The sequence below is a fragment of the Schlesneria sp. genome (assembly GCF_036405755.1).
GTDB classification, from domain to species: Bacteria; Planctomycetota; Planctomycetia; order Planctomycetales; family Planctomycetaceae; genus Schlesneria; species Schlesneria sphaerica.
This window is the reverse complement of the sequence record NZ_DASWWZ010000183.1, coordinates 1-17,938: the sequence shown is the minus strand read 5'-3', so window position 1 is coordinate 17,938 and position 17,938 is coordinate 1. Positions and strand designations below refer to the sequence as shown.

Genomic DNA, 17,938 nt, shown 5'->3' with positions numbered 1-17,938 from the left:
TCCCACCCGAAAGACCATCCATGTTGTCGAGGAAATTGAATGAGTTCACCAGGACGACCATCCACATGATCGACAACAAGATCCCCATCCAGGGATAGATGAGGAAAATCGATGCCCGTACGCCTGACATGACGACGGCGGCCGACACTCCGAACTGCAGTGCGATTCGCAGCTTCCACGAGAGAGGGCGAAAGTCGTCGATGAGCCCTGTGATGGAAAGAATCGTCGCTGCGGCAACAACTCCCCACAGTTCGGTAGCGCGATAGGCTGCTCCGCTGAGGTGCTCAGCTAATTCCAGGGGAAGCCATTTAGGTGGTTCATGCAGCCAAAGCTGAATCAGGACTTGTGCTGCAACGAGTGGGATGACAACTCCACACCAGATTCCGACGCCTCCCCCGAGAGGCGTCGGAATGACATGGACTTTCCGACTTGCTGGCTTATCAATCAGGCCGATCCGTGGAGCAACCCAACGCATCACGCCTGTTATGAGGAAAGAGACCGCAAACGCGGATATCAGGCAACCAGCAATCAACGGCCACATGTGTCAGGTCGTTCCGTAGGCAACAAAAACGGTCGAAGTTCGCCCATCTACGCTACCTTAAGGTAAATGTTTGAAAGAATTTATTCGCCTTTCAATTTCTACACGAGGACCAATCACTTGCGCGAGACCGAGTGGTGACGAAGCTGGCCGAATGTGCGTTCTCGGGCAATTCGTCCGATGGGATCACGTGTTCTTTCTCTTTGTAGAAAATACAGCATACTTGAAGGGACTGATCCCTGCGGCACCGTCGTTCGGTGGTCGTCTGAGCAACTGACGGTTAGCATCAATCGGCGTTTGAGTATGCTGTTCACGCGTCGGCAGGGAATTGACCGTTCGGATGGTTATAGACTATGGAAACGATACTACCACCCGAAGTGAAACTGGGGCCTCGCATCGCGGTTCTGGTTGTGCTGCTGTTGCCCATCGTATTTGTTCCCCACATGGTCTGGTGGCTTCGACTCGTGGCCTGCATCCTGCCGATGGCGCTCACCGGGACCTACCGGGTGTCGTCGATCAACGGCGACCGATTTCAGACGCAGCTCTATTTTGCCTACTTCCCTTTGAAACCGCAGAAATGCAATCTGCCGGGCGTGGTCTATGTCGAAACGAAATACAGTTCAATCGGTTCCGGGATCTGGACGTTCCTGCTGCTCGGTCCGCTTCAGTACGTTTTTGGTTTTATCTTTGACATGCTGATCCCGGCACTCGGCGGTGCCTACGAGATCTGGCTGATCACGGCAAAAGGTCGTGAGATTCCCGCGTGGCAAGGTTTCAACCAGGAACAATTCGAAGCCAACTTTGCCCTCCTGCAAGCCAGGACAGGGGCCGAGATTCGTGGCCGGTCCCGGTGATTGGCCACCGTTGCTCGAGAATTCGATGAGGGGACTGCGCCGTGGGCAGGCATCGAAAGCCGGGAAAGGCGTGTTGCATGTCGACTTTGTGATGGGACAGACGGTGCTTGGCTCACGAGACCTGCCGTTTCGTGCAAGCCGAGATCGCCAAACGCGCTGTCTTGTGGCTCTCGCAGTTCGCTGACGTCGGCGAGAACCGTGACAGGGACTCGCCCTTCAGGCCTATCTGGTTCCAGCCTTGTTCTGGAACAGTTTCTGAGCCGACAACTTCCTGGCACTTAACCCACGATGCGACGGGGGAAAAATTTAGCGTCGGCCGAAGACCATAATGGTGATGTCGTCGTTCTGGGGGCGGCCGTTGGCGAACTTGCGAACGTCCCCCAGGATGACTTTGCCCAAGGCGTCGGCGTGACCACCTGTACTGGCTTTCATCAATTCCCGCAGCCGGTCAACTCCGTAAAGTTCGTTTTCAGGGTTCATCGCTTCGCTGACCCCGTCGGTATAAATGACGCAGGTTTCGCCCGGTTCGATCGTGCGAGTCAGCACGTCATAGGGGAAGTCTTCCATTACCCCAAGCGGCACTCCAATCGCTTCTTCCCCAAATTCAACGATTGTTCCGTCTGTCTTGCGGATCATGATGGGCATGTGTCCGGCGATGGCAATCGTCATTTCGCCCGAGGTCAGGTCGATGACGCACAATACAAACGTGACAAAGCGTCCTTCTACGGCGCGCGTGCACATCTGATGGTTGATTCGGTGGATCGCCTCGCGAACGTCACCGACGAAGGTCATGACGTTGGTGACCACAGTTGCGATGCGAGACATCACCAGCGAGGCGGGGACCCCCTTCCCCGCAACATCGCCAAAGGCAAGGCAGACTTTCTTGCCGTCTTCCACAAAAAAGGCGTCATAGTAGTCGCCGCCGACAGCCTGAGCCGTGTCATACGAGGCAAAAAACTCCCAGCCATCTGCTGCAGGCAGCGCCGTGGGGAGCAGCGATCGCTGCACCCCCATGGCGATATCCATTTCCTTGTCCTGTTTCTGCTTCTCGATTGCCGTTACCAGCAGTTTTGCCTGTTCGTAAGACATCGCGGCCTGACCGGCGACCGCCATCAGCAGGTCAAGGTCCTCTTCACGGAACTGGTTGAATGGGTTCTGGGTGTCGATGTTGATCACACCCATCGGTTCGCCCGAGAGACTCAACATCGGAACGCACATCATCGACCGGATCGTCAGGTTGGCGATGGACTCGCTCGCCTCGAAACGCGAGTCATTCGTTGCATCGGACGAAAGGATCCCGGATTTCTCTTCCAGAACTTTGCTGAGAATGGTCCGGCTGAGTTTCACTGTTTCGTCATCACCCGCCCGACGATGCTTCATCGCGCGGGGAATCATCTTTGATTGAGTGTCATCGCGAAGCAGAATGCAGCCCCGATCCGCGTGCGGAAAAATGTGAAACAGTGTGTCCAGAATCTTCGGCAGCAGCGAATCCAGGTCCGAGGTTCCTGCTAAGGCACGGCTGATCTCCAGAACACCTTTCAGCTTGGCTTCCGGCTTCACATCCAGCTTGCCGAAGCCGCTCGCCTTACCCGTCATCAGCGATGATTCATCGTCGTCATTGAGTTCGACAGTAAATGTTGTTGCCGTGCCGCTCGGATTGCCTGCTCCTGCGCTCGGCGTGCGGCTGTTCGCCGGACGCGCAGACCCGGTTAGAGGTGAAACCGACGCGCCGGAGGGATTTTCGAATCGCAGCAGGACCGGCCCAAGTTTAATGCGGTCTCCATGCTTAATGGCTTTGGGACCGACAAGCTTATTCCCGTTGACGTAGGTGCCATTCCCGCTGCCCATATCCTCAACGATGTACTCTCCGTCTTGTTTCAGGACACGCGCATGTCGCCGCGAAACCATCCCCGACTTGATTTCCAGTGTGCACTTGGGATCTCGGCCGAGCATCGTTTCGTCAGAGGTGAGTTCCAGCGTTGTCGCTTCACCGTCGAGGAGGAGGATTAATTGTGCCATGTTCCGGCCTTGAAACGTTTTGAGACGGTAGCCTGTTAACGGAATCTCGAGCGGTGAGGATTCTACGTTCGATGCATCGGTAGCGAAAGCGGCACTCGTTGATTAGGTCCCTTAGGCGTTGAAAATTGATTCGACATTACCGCGAAGAACCTGTTTTCCGAGTAAAATTGCGTCGTTTTCGCTCCATTTTCGTGCAATCACGAAATCCTGTGCGAGAACTCGTGACAGGCATTCCCGGTACATCGAGAATTTCGGCCACGCGAATTCCAGCTTGTACATGTCGCTGTAGTAACCGACCTGCTTGTTGCGCGGAACGGCCTGCAGTCGAGCTCGGGTGTCGAGTTCGATGTATGCCGGAATGTTGGAATACCACCAGTGAGCGTTGGTGACCACGTTTGGAAAGATCCAGCTATAGCTGACAAGTTCCTGGTTGCTGGCTTGAGCCAGGACTGAGACAGGGAATGTGACTTGCGGGAACGCGTTGAAGAGCTCTCTATACTGGATTAACGAGACTCGCTGGTCAAACAGATCCTGCCCCTGATACACCCCCGACGGGTAGACGCGCCTGTTAACCCCGATCATGAGATCAAAAGGAAGTCGATATTCCGCACAGAACTCGGCAATTGTCCAGAAGACGAAGTTTTGACCCACGTCTTTGGTGGTTGAGTCAGGATCCAGAAATGAAGTGCGGAAGTTGGTGTCAATCAATTCGTCCGACAGCGGCTTGCAAGGGGCAAAGCTGGGTGGGAGGCTGATTGCGCACGCTTTTGCCCCATGCCGAACGAAGTGTTCGAACAGCTTACCGATGGCCTGTCGGATTCGTTCGGGGTTCGTCGTTTCGATCCCCGTTGCTTTCGTCAGACGTTCTCTCACAGCCGGGTTGGTGAAGTGGAACACAAGATCGTCGGTCCGCAGGCACGGGATGTAACGAGCTGTGTCAAAGCCGGTGAGAGGATCGTCGAACTCGTTCGTCAGAAAGACCCGTTCGATTCCCGACTGTTTCAGGCACTGGTCCTCCCAGTCAGGCTGTGCCATCACGGTCGCGGCTTTGTCGTAAAGCGATTCCCAGTTTGCGGGAGTAATACGGTTGTCCTGGAAACCGAAAAACTTGCGACAAAGCTCGACCAGCCAACTGACTTGGACTGTGTTGTCCAGGTGATGCAATGATTCCACCAGGCGGCCCACCTTGGTCTTGGGGTCCAGGCCGGGTTCTTCGATCAGGGCTTTAGGCATTCCCGAGGAATGAGCCAGTTCGGTGTAGTAATGATAGCCCATGATGTCCGCGAGCGTCGTGGACGCGGGGGCATGTGGGTTGATGTGCGTGTGAGGGTCGACCAGCACGAGCTTTGTCAATTCAGCACAGATCCGACCAACCAGTTCCTCTGACATTTTCACGTTCCCAATCACGGCACAAATTTTCAGGCTCCGATGTGCGAACCAGTGTGGCGAGTGCAATCTCGGGATGCAATCACCGCCAGAGGCAGACTTTGCCAAGAGCGCAATCCCCGGCAATGTCCAGGTGTCCAGATTGAGTCGCGATCGCGTATCGGGTCTTGGGGTAAGCGGTTAACTCCAATTGTCCCCTTCCGGCAGGCCGTCTGCGAGTGGCTGTGGCATCCTTCGTTCGCCCTCCGTCCTCCGCGTGCCTGGGTCTGTGCCGCAAGTGCGAACGCGGATTGTGGGAACCTGATCGCGGTCCCAATGGTCAGGGCTTGAAGAATCGACGGACCAATTACCGGGCTTATGCGGTCCGTTAAATGTTTTGAACGATTCTCTTCGCTGCCAATGCGAGTCATGGAGCTGCTTCTGCGGATCGGAAGAAGCCGGGATGGTGTGTCGATTCCAGGGTCTGGTCTGGATTGCTGCGCCCCCCTGCACTGTTCCCGATTCTCGATGCGTTCACGGGGCCAGGATGTAGCCCGGCGCAACAGATCTGTTACTTCGTCGCGTGCTTGTGTTTCTGCAGTTTAATTCTCTGTAAGATGTTTTTTTGTAAATCTTTATGTGTTTGGCAAGGCGTTCTCCGCAATTCAGCATCGACTGAGTTCTGCAGCATAACGGGCATTCCCGGATCGCTATCGGGAATGGTGTTCGGAAGGCCGTAGGGCTGGAGATTGGATGGTGATGCCAAAAACGTTAGATTCGACCTGATATGATCGCCAAATGTCTAATTCGCACAATCTGAACAGCTTGACAAACAAATCACGGTCGATATGTTTGGGTCGTTGACACTCCGCTTGACCGGCCCGCCTTTAATTCCACGATGACGACGCCTTCCTTACAGTCTGGATCGACACGAAAAACTTGATCGAAACAGGCTGAAAACCGCATCCCTTCCGGGAAAGACCTCATGAGAATGCCATCCACTGTTTGTTGCCGCTGGCTTGCAGGTTCTCTGGCTCTTTGTGCCTTGCTGCTTGCGCCGGGACTCTCTAATGCCGCTCCTCCCAAAGGTCTGGGAGATCCCGGGCAGTTAATCAAACTGCAGCTTGAACCCAACGTGGACTCGAAAGGGATCTTGCTGCGAGGTCGCGACGGGCGGCAGCAGTTGATCACCACCGGAATCTACTCCAGTGGCCAGATGCGCGACTACACCCGTAAAGTGGATTACAAGATCGAACCTGAAGGAATCGTTCAAGTCGATTCGGTCGGGCATATGACTCCACTCAAGGACGGCAAGGCGATCGTCAAGGCGATCGGCTCGGGTCTCACGGCAGAATTGGCTGTCGAAGTAACCGGGCTTGCTAACGATATCCCTGTCAACTTCCCCAACCAGATCACCCCGATCTTCACGAAATTGAACTGCAACAGCGGGGGGTGTCACGGTAAAGCCAGTGGACAGAATGGTTTTAAGCTCTCTCTCCTCGGGTTCTACCCCGAAGACGACCATGAATTCCTGGTCAAGGAAGGCCGCGGCCGCCGAATCTTCCCATCCTCACCCGGACAAAGCCTGCTGCTCACCAAGCCCGTTGGGAAATCTCCGCACGGCGGCGGCAAGCGGATGGAAGTCGACGGATACGAGTACCGACTGATCTCCCGCTGGATCGAGCAAGGGATGCCGTACGGCAATCCTACCGACCCATTTGTGGTTGGCATTAAGTGTATTCCCGAAAGCCGCGTGATGGATCGCAGCTCCGAGCAGCAGATCACCGTCATGGCTGTCTACAGCGACGGGTCGACCGAAGACGTCACTCGTATGGCGCTGTATGAACCAAATGATCCCGAAATGGCAGAAGTCAACGTCACGGGGTTGGTCAAGACTCTGGATCTGGCGGGTGAAGTCGCCATTATGGCGCGCTACCAGGGACAGGTTGCTGTCTTCCGCTCGACGATTCCTCTCGGTGCCGAAATCGCCGAGAAGCCGCCCGTGAAAAACTTCATCGACGCCGCTGTTGTGGCCAAATTGGACGTGCTCGGCATCCCTGCATCCCCCGCCAGCGACGATGGGACCTTCCTGCGTCGCGTCTACATCGACATCACGGGTACGCTCCCCACGGAATCGGAAGTCTCGGCCTTCCTGGCGAGTACCGATCCTGACAAGCGTGCGAATATCATTGATCAGCTGCTCGATTCGCCAGCCTACGCAGACTACTTCACAAACAAATGGAACCTCGTTCTGCGAAACAAACGACGGGCTAATGACGATCTGGCTCCAACATACGGATTCCACAAGTGGATCTGGTCCAGTCTCTATGAGAATAAGCCGTATGATCAATTCGTACGAGAAATTCTGACCGCTTCCGGCAGTGCGGATGATAGTCCTCCGGTTGCCTGGTATCGCGAAGTCGATCAACCGAATGAACAAGTGGAAGACGTTTCTCAGCTGTTCCTGGGTCTCAGAATTCAATGCGCTCGCTGCCACCATCATCCCTTTGAGAAATGGAGCCAGGACGACTACTACGGCATGGCCGCGTTCTTCAGCCGTATCGGACGGAAGAACATCATCGGTGGCAACAACACGTTGCGCGACAAGCGAATCTTCACCATCGATAACCAGGGACCTGCCCAGGCTCGTAACGAACGAACGGGCAAAATGCTCCCTCCAACCGGTCTTGGCAGCAAGCCGTACAACGTCAGTCCCGAGGACGACCCACGAGCCCTGCTGGCTGACTGGATGGCGGATCCACAGAATCCGTTCTTCGCCAAATCCCTGGTGAATCGCTATTGGAAGCACTTCTTCAGCCGCGGCATTGTCGAGCCTGAAGATGATATGCGTGAAACCAATCCCCCGGCGAACCCGGAACTGCTCAATAACCTTGCTCAGAGCTTCATCGCCAGTAAGTTTGATATTAAGCAACTGGTACGAACGATCTGCAACTCATCCACATACCAGCTGAGCTCTTTACCAAACGAGTACAACCTGAAGGATAAGCAGAACTTCTCTCGGTACTATCCAAAGCGATTGACGGCGGAAGTTCTTTACGATGCCTTCCATCAGGTCACTTCAACAAACCAGGCCTACAACGGACTTCCTTCCGGAACCCGGGCCATCCAACTGCCGGACGCGAGCATTGGACCCTACTTCCTGAAGGTGTTCGGACAGCCACAAGCAGACACGGCATGTGAGTGCGAACGGTCGCAAGAAGCGAACCTGGCTCAAAGCCTGCACCTGCTGAACAGCAGCGAAGTTCAGAACAAGATCGCCGACGGGAATGGCCGGGCATCAAAGTTTGCGAACGATAAAGATCTTCCAGCAGAAGCGAAGATCAAAGAACTGTATCGCTGGGTCTACAGCCGCGAGCCTGATCAGGAAGAGATGCAGATCGCACTGGCTCACCTGGAAAAACACAAGGAAAACCCCAAGGTGGCGTTCGAAGACATCGTTTGGGCTTTGATTAACTCGAAGGAATTCCTGTTCAATCACTGACCCCTGATGTCGGCAATGACGGACGGCCGAAGTTGGCGGCCGTCCCGAATCGAACTGCCTCTGTTTATACGAAAGGCGAGATGTGAAAGTCGTCGCCCGGTTTCCTATGCAACGAATCATCCTCACGTTGATTTGCTTCGTGATTCCCACGACGATCGTCAACGCTCAGCTTCCCTCTACCCGGCTTTCAGCACTGTTCCCTCCTGGAGGTCAGGCTGGCGCGGTAACCGATGTCACGCTGACCAGCGGCGTTGATCTGGAAGAAATTACGACTCTCGTCTTCAATCATCCCGGCATCACCGTGGCCCCGAAGACGCACGATGTCGGAGGTAAGCAAGTACCGATCCCGAACCTGTTCCAGGTTTCTGTCGCAGCCGATGTTCCCCCGGGGAAGTATGAAGTCCGCACCGTCGGATTCTTCGGGATCAGCAATCCGAGGACATTCGTCGTCGGTGCCTTGAAGGAACTCATCGAGACCGAGCCCAACAACGCCCGCGAGCAGGCCGTTGCGATCGAAGTGAACCAGACAGTAAATGCTCGTATCACAGCGGCGACCGACATTGACTGGTATAAGTTTCCTGCAAAAGCGGGACAGCGATTGCTGATGGACTGCGTCTCCCGCAGGCTGGATTCCCGTTTGGATGCCGCCCTGGAAATCTATAGCGCTAGCGGAAAGCGACTTGGGTTCGCCCGGAAAAATCTCGTCAGTCAGGACGCACTGATTGATCTAACCGTCCCCGTAGACGGAGAGTATTTTCTGAAAGTCTACGACTTCACTTATGCAGGTGGCGAAGACTTTCCCTATCGATTGACGATCTCAACCGGTCCCTATATCGACTTCGTGATTCCTGCAGCGGGCGTTCCTGGAACGACGAGTCCATTTACGCTGTACGGTCGAAACTTGCCCGGAGGACAACCCGCCGGTCTTGATCCACAGGGCCGAGCACTGGAAAAGGTGATCGTCAATATTGCGGTCCCCTCCACTCTCGACGTTCTTGATCCCAAGACCATTCTGGAACCCTTTTCCGCAGGAATTGATGCGTTCCCTTATTCGATCTCCTCTGCGACGGGGCCATCGAATGTGGTCATGATTCAGTTCAGCAACACGGTTCCCACGATAGAAGTCGAGCCGAATGATAACGGATCGATCGCTCAGAAGATTGTCGTCCCCGGTGAAATCTCGGGTCAGTATCAGAAGCGAGGCGACGTCGACTGTTACCAGTTTGATGCGAAAGCCAAAGACGCATTCTGGATCGAAGTGATTGCTCACCGGGCCGGTGCGGCAGTTGATCCTGTGCTGGTCATCGATCAGGTCAAGGTTAACGAAAAAGGCGAAGAGTCGCTCACGCGCATCAGCGCTCTGGACGACGATCCGAACAATCCCCTTGCCAATCTTTTCGACACGCTGAATGATGACAACGTGGTGAAGTTCCTGGCACCTGCCGACGGACAGTACCGCATTACATTGCGAGAGAGATACGGGAATTCCAAGCAAGACATGGGCGTCTATCGGTTGATCGTTCGCAAGGACGCTCCTGATTTCCGTGTTGCGGCAGTTGCAACGACGTTGATTCCTCCAGGTCCTCGTCAGGCTGCTCCCTCGGGGATCAATCTGCGACGCGGAGACAACTTCCCGATACACGTGATTGCACTTCGTCGCGATGGTTTTGCTGGTCCGATTACTGTGTCCGCGGAGGGCTTGCCTCCTGGCGTGACATGTCCCGACATCAGTATCGGAGTCGCACCTGCCAGTGGAATTCTGGTCTTCAAATCGGCAGAAGACACACCCGCATGGGCGGGTACCATTCGTCTGGTCGCAAAGGCGACACTCGAAGACTCGGCTGCGGTCGAAGCATTCACCGTTGCTCAGAACGCTGCCAAGCTGGCCGTGGATGAACTTGGTGCGGCGGGCAAGGCATTAGCTAAGCCAGCAGAAGACTTGGCAAAAGCCAATCAGGCGCTCACGGCCGCCAAAGCTGAACTGGCCCAGCAGCCTGACGACGAAGGGCTGAAGAAGAAGGTCGCAGACGCAGAAGGCGTCGTGGCAACGGCATCCGCGGCAGTTAAGCCATTGGCTGACGCTCAAGCCGCCGCAGAGGCGAAGGTCGCGTTAACAAATGCAGCGTTGGCGAAAGCCGAAGCTGCGAAAGTCGCCGCAGCTCGGGAAATCAGTCATCCGGTCCGATATGGTACCGTCGTCTGGGGAGCGCCTCAGCCGAATATCCCCGGGGACGCTCGCCTGGCCCAGTCAATCGAACTGTCGGTGATGGAAGAGCTTGCTCCTTTCCAGCTGACAACGAATGTTCATCGAATCGATGCAAATCACAGTCGGCAGATTCTTCTTCCTGTGGTGGTCACCCGTCGTAATGGCTTCGACCAACCTGTGAACGTGACCGTTCAGGGGCAGCCGCCGAATGTCCAGATTGAAAATAAGCCCATCCCGAAAGAGAAGTCTGAGGAGGTGTTCCGTCTCTTCGTTCCACCCAATACGCCTGTTGGGACATACGTGACCCACTTGACGGGGCAGGCCGCAGTATCATACCGGAGGAACCCGCAAAAAGCGGATCGGGCAAAAGAAGAGCTCACCGCATTGGAGCAAGCTGCCAACGAAGTCGCAGAGGCGATTAAAGCGGCCACTGCTGCTCGAGATACCGCGGTCCAGAAAGCCACGGATGATGCTGCGAATCTCAAGAAGTTGACCGATGCCCGAGACCAGTCGCTCAAGGCGGTTCAGGACGCAGAGGCCAACGAAAAAGCCGCGGCAGAAACACTGAAAAATGCTGGCGATGACGCCAGTGTAAAAGCGGAAGCTGAGAAAAAGCTGGCAGAAGTTCGGCTATTGACAAAGGCTGCCCTGGAGGCAAAGACTGCGGCTGAAAAGCAGCGAATCGAAGCGGAAGCCGCAGCAAAAAGTGCAGAAGAGGCCAGAGCCAAAGCGGAAGCCGAGCTGAAGGCACTGGATGAAAAGAGTAAATCAATTACGGCGGCGAAAGCAGCAGCGGATCAGAAATTCAAAGCGGCAGATGCGTACGCCAAAGCGGCGAATCTGAACTTCCATCCGACGACGACGCCAATCGTGATTACTGTCAAACCGGCCCCGTACACTCTGTCTGCGGCACCTGCCGACGGCGGAAATGTCAAAGTGGGGGCTAGAAATGAAGTTAAATGCGAGATCAAACGTCAAAACGGATTCGCTGGTCCTGTCACCCTGACTCTGCCGCTCCCTCCAAACGTGGGGGGCGTGAAGGCAGAACCAGTGACAATTCCCGCGGATCAGTCTGCCGGGACTCTGGTGATCGAAGCTGCAGCGGATGCTGCTGAGGCTGCATTAGCCAATATGGTTGTTCGGGCGACGTCGCAGTTTGATGGGGAAGCGGCTGTGGATCAGCCAATTACCCTGAAGATTGTCAAGTAGTCTGGCTTGGGTACCCCCCCAGCGGTCATTGAACAAGAGATGAGATAGCGCCTGACTCGTCCCTCCGAATCATCGATCTCACAGGGGATCGGTCCAACGTAAGGCTACGAGAAGCTCTGCAGCAGTGTGAATAGAACAGGTTCTCCTGCGTTGCATCCACGAATCGTAGTACTGACTTCATGAATCGAACTTTATCTGCACAAGGCGTTTTTATGCGCTCTCTACTCACTGCCGCGTCACTTTCTGTCTGTCTCGTGCTGGGATACTCATTGCCGAGTCATGCTGAAGAAGCGGCCAAACCAGGTCAGATTGTCGCTGAAGAAGCCAATCTCGGACGTCCTGTCGACTTCGAAAAAGATGTCCAGCCGATTTTGGATGAGAAGTGCGTCGCCTGTCACAATGTGGCTATTCCTGAAAGCAAACTTGTCCTGGAAGATGTCCCTTCCATTCTGAAGGGGGGAAAACGAGGACCCGCCGTTGTTGCAAAAGATGTTGCGAAGAGCCTGATCTACCAGGTTGCTGCCCGTGCAGCCGAACCTGCAATGCCTCCCCTTCCGAACAAAGTTTCGGCCTCGTCTTTAACCCCGCAAGAGCTGGGAATTCTGAAGAAGTGGATTGAAGAAGGGGCGAGTGCTGGAGATAGCGCCGGGAGCGTGACAGTCCCCTGGCAGTCTGTTCCTGCGAACATGAACTCGATCTACAGCGTCGCATTGTCGACCTGGGGGCGCTGGGCGGCATGCGGTCGAGCCAATCAGATCGATCTCTACGATCTCGCGACGGGTGAATATGTCACCCGCTTGCAGGATCCCCAATTGCTGACAATCAAGCAGGGAGATAAGCAGTTCTACCCGCATGGGGCTGCTCATCGTGACTTTGTACACGCACTCGCATTTAATCCTCAGGAGAATCTGCTGGCTTCCGCCGGATACCGGGAAGTAAAGCTCTGGCAGCGGCTGCCGAATCAGCAGCGAGGTGCATTCCCTCAGGACCAGGCCGTCGTCTCGATGTCGGTCTCACCCGATGGAAATTGGGTGGCTCTGGGGCGAGCCGACAATTCTCTGATCCTGCAGAGCCTGAAAGATCCGAATACGCGTCGAGTTCTGGCAGGTCATACTGGACCAGTTACGGCGACTCAGTTTTCTCCAGACTCAACCAAGCTTTTCAGTGGTTCATCTGACAAGAGCGTTCGCTTGTGGAGCGTTGCGGATGGACAGCAGGCAGGTCTGCTGAATACCCCGCACGAGGTGACTTCGCTCGCCATCAGCCCCGATGGCGCGAAGGTCTATTCGGGACACGCGGGTGATCATTTCATTCGCGGGTGGGCAGTTCCATTCGCAACGGCAAAGCCTGCAGAGGGTGACAAGCCTGCCGAACCAGTCGTTCCTGTTGTTGAACTGAAAGGCCATGGCGGCCCAGTGACGTCGCTTGCCGTCGTTCTTCCCGCAGGCACACAGGTTGTTTCGGCCAGTGCGGATGCAACGTGGCGAGTGTGGGACGCAACAACCGGGGCCCAGGTCACTGCTCCGAACCACGGTGCACCGATTGTTTCGATGTCCGTAAGAAACGACGGCCAGTTTGTTGTCACTGCGGGGGCGAACAACGTCGCACGCATTTGGAAAATTGATGGCAGTCCAGTCGCTGAAATGAAGGGCAATATCGCGGCCCAGCGACACATTCTGAAGCTGACTGATGCTGACACGGTCGCCAAGTCGCGCGTTCAACTCGCGGATGCAAGCTTTAAGGCGGCTGAAAAGAACTTTAAAGAACGTGAAGAAGCCACGAAGAAGGCCATCGAGCAGAAGGATGCGATGGAAAAGGCTCTCGGAGAAGCCAAGGCAAAAGAAACCACCGCTGTAGCAGCAGTCGAAGCTGCGAAAACAGAACTTGCCGGCAAACCGGAAGACGAAGCTCTGAAGAAGAAGGTGGCGGATGCAGAGGCTGCCGCGGCGAAGGAAACTGAGGCAGTCAAGAAGGCTCAAGACGCATTTGATGCTGGGGTTAAGACGGTGGCACAGTCTGAAAAAGGGCAACAGTCTGCTGATGAGCAGCAGAAGCAAGTTAAGGCGGTCTTCGATGCAGAGACGGCTGCTGCCAAGGAAGTCGAAACCGTCTTCAATCAGGCCAAGGCCGACCTCCCTGCCCTCGAAGCCAAACAGATGAAGTCTGTGGCCTATGTCGATGGCGGACGCTTGATCGCGATCGCAGGTGAAGATGGCGTCATCCGCCTTTGGAGCGGCACCACGGGTAAACCATTGGAAGAGATTACTGGACATGCCGCAGGCGTCGGTCTGGTCGCATCGGGGCCCGGGAAATTGCTTGTGGCGGCAGGAGATGACAAACAAGTCCTGGCATGGGATGCAAACCCTGACTGGAAGCTGCTGGCTACGCTGGGCCCTGCAGACAATTCACTCGGTCTCGAACGGTCACAGATGATTGATCGAGTTTTGTCGGTGGCATTCAGTCCCGATGGGAAACTGCTCGCAACCGGGGGCGGGGATCCTTCAAGAAGCGGGGAACTGATCCTCTGGAACGTCGAGACCCGAACGATTGCACGACAGTTCCCCGAGGCTCACAGTGATACGGTCTGTGCTCTCGATTTTTCGAGTGACGGGAAGTACCTCGTTTCCGGTGCTGCTGACAAATTCGTCAAGCAATTCGATGTCGCGACGGGCAAGTTGGTTCGCTCGTTTGAAGGGCATACCCACCATGTTCTCGGTGTGAGCTGGAAGGCCGATAGCAGTCGGATTGCCAGTGCAGGTGCTGACAACGCAATCAAGGTCTGGAACGTGGAAACTGGCGAGCAACATCGCACGATCCAGAATTACAGCAAACAAGTCACGACGATTCAGTACATTGGTGCCAGCGACAATCTGATCAGTGGAAGCGGTGATAAGACCGTTAAGATGCACCGGTCGAACGACGGAGGAAACTACCGGAACTTCGCTGGATCGACTGATTACGTCTATTCGGTCGCTGTCACTCGAGACGAAGCCATCGCCATTGCAGGTGGTGAAGATGGTGTCTTGCGGGTCTGGAATGGGACGAACGCGCAGGAACTCTACAAATTCGAGCCCCCGAAGCAACCTGCTGACAACGCACAGGCAAATGTCCGTTAGGTTCGCATCGATTCATGCGAGTCTATTCAAGAGACGAACTTCTGCTGCTAACAAACTTCGTCCCAAGAAGCAGATGATTGAGTTTCACCAGTTCGCTGGTGGGCTCAGAAGTCTAAAGCCGGTCCTTGGGACCGGCTTTCTTCATTGGGGAAAGTTGCGTCCTCTTTTGGGAGGTCAATTCACTTTCCGCCCTGCCGTGGCCTGATTGTCGATGTCTCAAGTGATCGTTGGAGGCTTCGACTCGTCAACCGGCACGGACGGATGTCGTATTGTGTCAGTCCCAGATGACGAACCTGGGGACTGTCCGAACCGGACTGAGCAGGATGACGACTCGTTTGCCGTCCGTATAGTACGGATCTCCCGTCAGGTTATGGCGAGGCGACTGAGGCGTACTGGGTGGTGCGGCGGAAACGTATCCTGCCGCTTCGACCCGTTCGGCATCCAGCATGTCTTCGAGCAGGTAATCTCGTGATTCATCGACATCCGCGTCGATCCTGTGGGTTGTCAGGTTCCATGCCGCAGTAGTGAAACGGACCCCGATATCGCGACTGACCTGACCGATCCAGACCGGTTGACCGTGCAGTGTGAGCGGTGCCAGCCAGAGCCGCAGATGGAGTCGCTGGCTGATCGATTCGCGAATCTGCTGCAGGGCAATGTCCTGGCTGCGACCAAACAGATAGAGCGGACTGACGGGTGAGTACCGATATTCAGAACCCAGCAGGAACGCGCGAGCGGTCTTCCAGCATGTGGCCAGACTGATGACTTCGGTCTCGTCCCAGCGTCCCGCAAACGAGTTCAGCAGCGTTTCAAAGCTGCCAATCAACACCAGATTGATGGGGTCCCCCGAGCCACGATTGTGGCGATTGCAAGTTGCCGTCGAGACACTTTTGAGCCGTTCGACCAGTGTGGAAACGTCGCAATCATGGGCGGCATTTTGGGGAACATGCTCATCGAGTTTGCGGTGCAGGTAATCGGAATTGATACTGGGGACAGCAATCACAAACGTGAGATCGACACCGCGGCCTGCTTCAAATTGGAGGTTCGCCAACTCTTCTGGATCAGCCGAAAGGACTGCAGATTCGACCTTCGCCACGTGCTGTCCGTCGAGCGACTTGCCGATGGAAAGCAGCCGCACGCGAACCATCTTCGTCCCGGCATCGAACGCGGTGAACACAAAGCCTTCGGCTGTTTCTCCGGGCCCGATGGGTCGGCGATGAAAAGCCAATGACTGGAATAACTCGTCGATCTTCTGATTGGCCCAGCCAATCGAGAGTAGCTTCAAGGGGGCCAGAAACAGCAATGGAAGGAAGAACCAGGCAAGAATGCCAAATGAATAGAGCCGCTTCAAGAGCGAAAAATGACAGCGGGCGGCTGCCTCTAAGGGAGGGTAATAATGTGGATCCAGGCTTCGGAAATGGAGCTTTTGTGATTCCGCAGATCGATTGACGACCCGAACATAGACCGGTTGCAACCCCTTCACCGACAGCGGGACTCCGAAGAGACGGTCGCTTTCTTTGGGACTGGGAGCCCCGACCGTCACCTCGACGTCAGAACTGATTTGAGTTTGCGCACGAGCCAGAAACCCCATTTCTGAGGAATCTGGCTCGTAAACGACGAGAAAGATCCGCCTGAGCCAATTTTGAGCGGGCATGAAGCGAACTTTCTTAAGGCACCTTACAGCGTTTCTTCCGGTTCATGACTCAGCTTCAGGGTGTTCGCGGGAACCATCTTCTGATTCGCCTTGTCCCATCCCATCATCTGGCTGGAACGCCAGCTTTCGTTGGCCATATTGACGGCGACGACACCTGCCATACCCAGTTCAATCGGGCAGTTCAGTGGTTCGCCGTTACGGATATGGTTATGCAGGTTGGTGTGATGCAGAGACTGATCTTCGCCCCCGGTCTTGGTATGTTCGGCCAGGACCTTGCCATCTTTATCCTTGGCCACCCATCCAGTCGGGGTGAAGAAGAGCGTGCCGCGGTATCCGCGAATGAGGTGATCGATCCCCACTCGGTTGCTCATGGTTCCGAGCACATAGACGGTCATTCCGCGAGGGTACTCACAAATCATTTCGATGTTGTCTGGCAGGTCACGACCATCTGGCCACTGCCAGATTCCCCCCATCCCGACGACACGGCGAGGATACAAGAGGTCACACGCTCGCATGATTCGGGTAATACGGTGAATGAACAGGTCGGTACAGATCCCACCGGAATAGGCTGAATAGCAGCGCCATTCGAAGTAGTGATGCGGATCCCAATCTCGCTTGGGAGCTGAGCCGAGCCAGGCCTGCCAGTCGAGATCCGCTGGCTTGGTGGGATGAGCGGCGATTTCCGCCGGGGTTCGCCATGGCCCTGCCTTGGCGTCGTAACGGCGGACGTATTCAATCTGGGCCTGGATCACCTTGCCGATCACCCCTTTGCGGATCGCGTCGCGTGCAGAAATGTAGCTGTCGTCTGACAACGCCTGCACTCCGATCTGCAGCGGCTGACCCGTCTCCTTCTGCTTCTTCATCACGGCCTGAGCTTCAGGGATCGTGTGCGTCATCGGCTTTTCGCAATAGACCGCTTTGCCGGCGTCCATGGCATCCATCGTCATCGTCGAATGCCAGTGTTCGGGTGTGGCGACGACGACGTAGTCGACTTCCTTCATGTCGAGCAGCTTGCGGTATTCGGTGAGTGCGTGATCGGCACCCACGAGTTCCTTGCCCTGGGCCGCGCGAGTCTTCCAGCAGTCGACCACTGCAATCGGGGCAAGATTGTTCTTTTCTTTGAGCCCATTCAGGACGTTCAGGTGAGCCGTACCGATCACCCCTGCACCAATGATTCCGACCCCGATCCGGTCATTGGCCCCCTTGACGCGAGCATAGCTTTGAGCTGTGAAGGAAGCCGTCGTCGCCAGGGTTGCAGCAAACGTCGTGGCCCCGGCTGTCGACAAGAACGAACGGCGGGTCAGAGGTTCGGTCATTAATGAATTTCCCACATTGAAGTCATTAAAACAGGGATGAATTCCTGCTATCAAAACAGGCCGTCATCGTAATCTCCGCTCGTTATCGGTTCAATCAGCACTGGCGGATGAGGCCATTGTCGCTCACGACCGTAACCGCGGATTCAACAGCAAAACGGCGCG

At 55.4% G+C, this 17,938-nt stretch carries 8 protein-coding genes and 1 pseudogene; 4 read left to right on the top strand and 5 right to left on the bottom strand.

Annotated elements, in window-relative coordinates; genetic code table 11:
* Positions 1 to 541, bottom strand: a pseudogene (locus VGE80_RS06125) (MraY family glycosyltransferase); the annotation flags it as partial.
* Between the two features lie 350 nt (positions 542 to 891).
* Here VGE80_RS06125 and VGE80_RS06120 point away from each other — a divergent pair.
* Positions 892 to 1,392: a hypothetical protein gene (locus VGE80_RS06120; RefSeq protein ID WP_373653032.1), complete on the top strand. Its 501-nt coding sequence runs from the start codon at positions 892 to 894 to the stop codon at positions 1,390 to 1,392.
* 306 nt (positions 1,393 to 1,698) lie between these two features.
* Here VGE80_RS06120 and VGE80_RS06115 read toward each other — a convergent pair whose 3' ends face one another.
* Positions 1,699 to 3,411 carry a SpoIIE family protein phosphatase gene (locus VGE80_RS06115; RefSeq protein WP_440592040.1) on the bottom strand — a complete coding sequence of 571 codons (1,713 nt, stop codon included), beginning with the start codon at positions 3,409 to 3,411 and terminating at the stop codon, positions 1,699 to 1,701.
* A gap of 111 nt (positions 3,412 to 3,522) precedes the next feature.
* Positions 3,523 to 4,800 (bottom strand): glucuronate isomerase, encoded by a 1,278-nt coding sequence (locus VGE80_RS06110; RefSeq protein ID WP_440592039.1) that lies wholly within the window; start codon positions 4,798 to 4,800, stop codon positions 3,523 to 3,525.
* Positions 4,801 to 5,761: 961 nt separating this feature from the next.
* On the opposite strand from VGE80_RS06110, the gene VGE80_RS06105 reads away from it, so the two are divergent.
* The 3 genes from VGE80_RS06105 to VGE80_RS06095 all read left to right on the top strand — a co-directional run bounded on the left by VGE80_RS06105 (position 5,762) and on the right by VGE80_RS06095 (position 14,809).
* A complete protein-coding gene (locus VGE80_RS06105) occupies positions 5,762 to 8,278 on the top strand; it encodes a DUF1549 and DUF1553 domain-containing protein (RefSeq protein WP_440592038.1) in 2,517 nt (838 codons plus the stop codon).
* A 106-nt stretch (positions 8,279 to 8,384) separates the two neighbouring features.
* On the top strand, positions 8,385 to 11,693 hold the full coding sequence (locus VGE80_RS06100; protein WP_440592037.1) for a hypothetical protein: 3,309 nt from the start codon (positions 8,385 to 8,387) through the stop codon (positions 11,691 to 11,693).
* Positions 11,694 to 11,905: 212 nt separating this feature from the next.
* The gene (locus VGE80_RS06095) at positions 11,906 to 14,809 is read left to right on the top strand and encodes a c-type cytochrome domain-containing protein (protein ID WP_440592036.1); all 2,904 of its coding nucleotides are present in this window, start codon (positions 11,906 to 11,908) and stop codon (positions 14,807 to 14,809) included.
* Positions 14,810 to 15,083: 274 nt separating this feature from the next.
* On the opposite strand, the gene VGE80_RS06090 is transcribed toward VGE80_RS06095, so the two are convergent.
* The gene (locus tag VGE80_RS06090) at positions 15,084 to 16,460 is read right to left on the bottom strand and encodes an LssY C-terminal domain-containing protein (protein WP_373653026.1); all 1,377 of its coding nucleotides are present in this window, start codon (positions 16,458 to 16,460) and stop codon (positions 15,084 to 15,086) included.
* Positions 16,461 to 16,483: 23 nt separating this feature from the next.
* Entirely contained in the window at positions 16,484 to 17,776 is a 1,293-nt protein-coding gene (locus tag VGE80_RS06085; RefSeq protein WP_373653025.1) for a Gfo/Idh/MocA family protein, read from the bottom strand.
* Positions 17,777 to 17,938 lie beyond the last annotated feature (162 nt).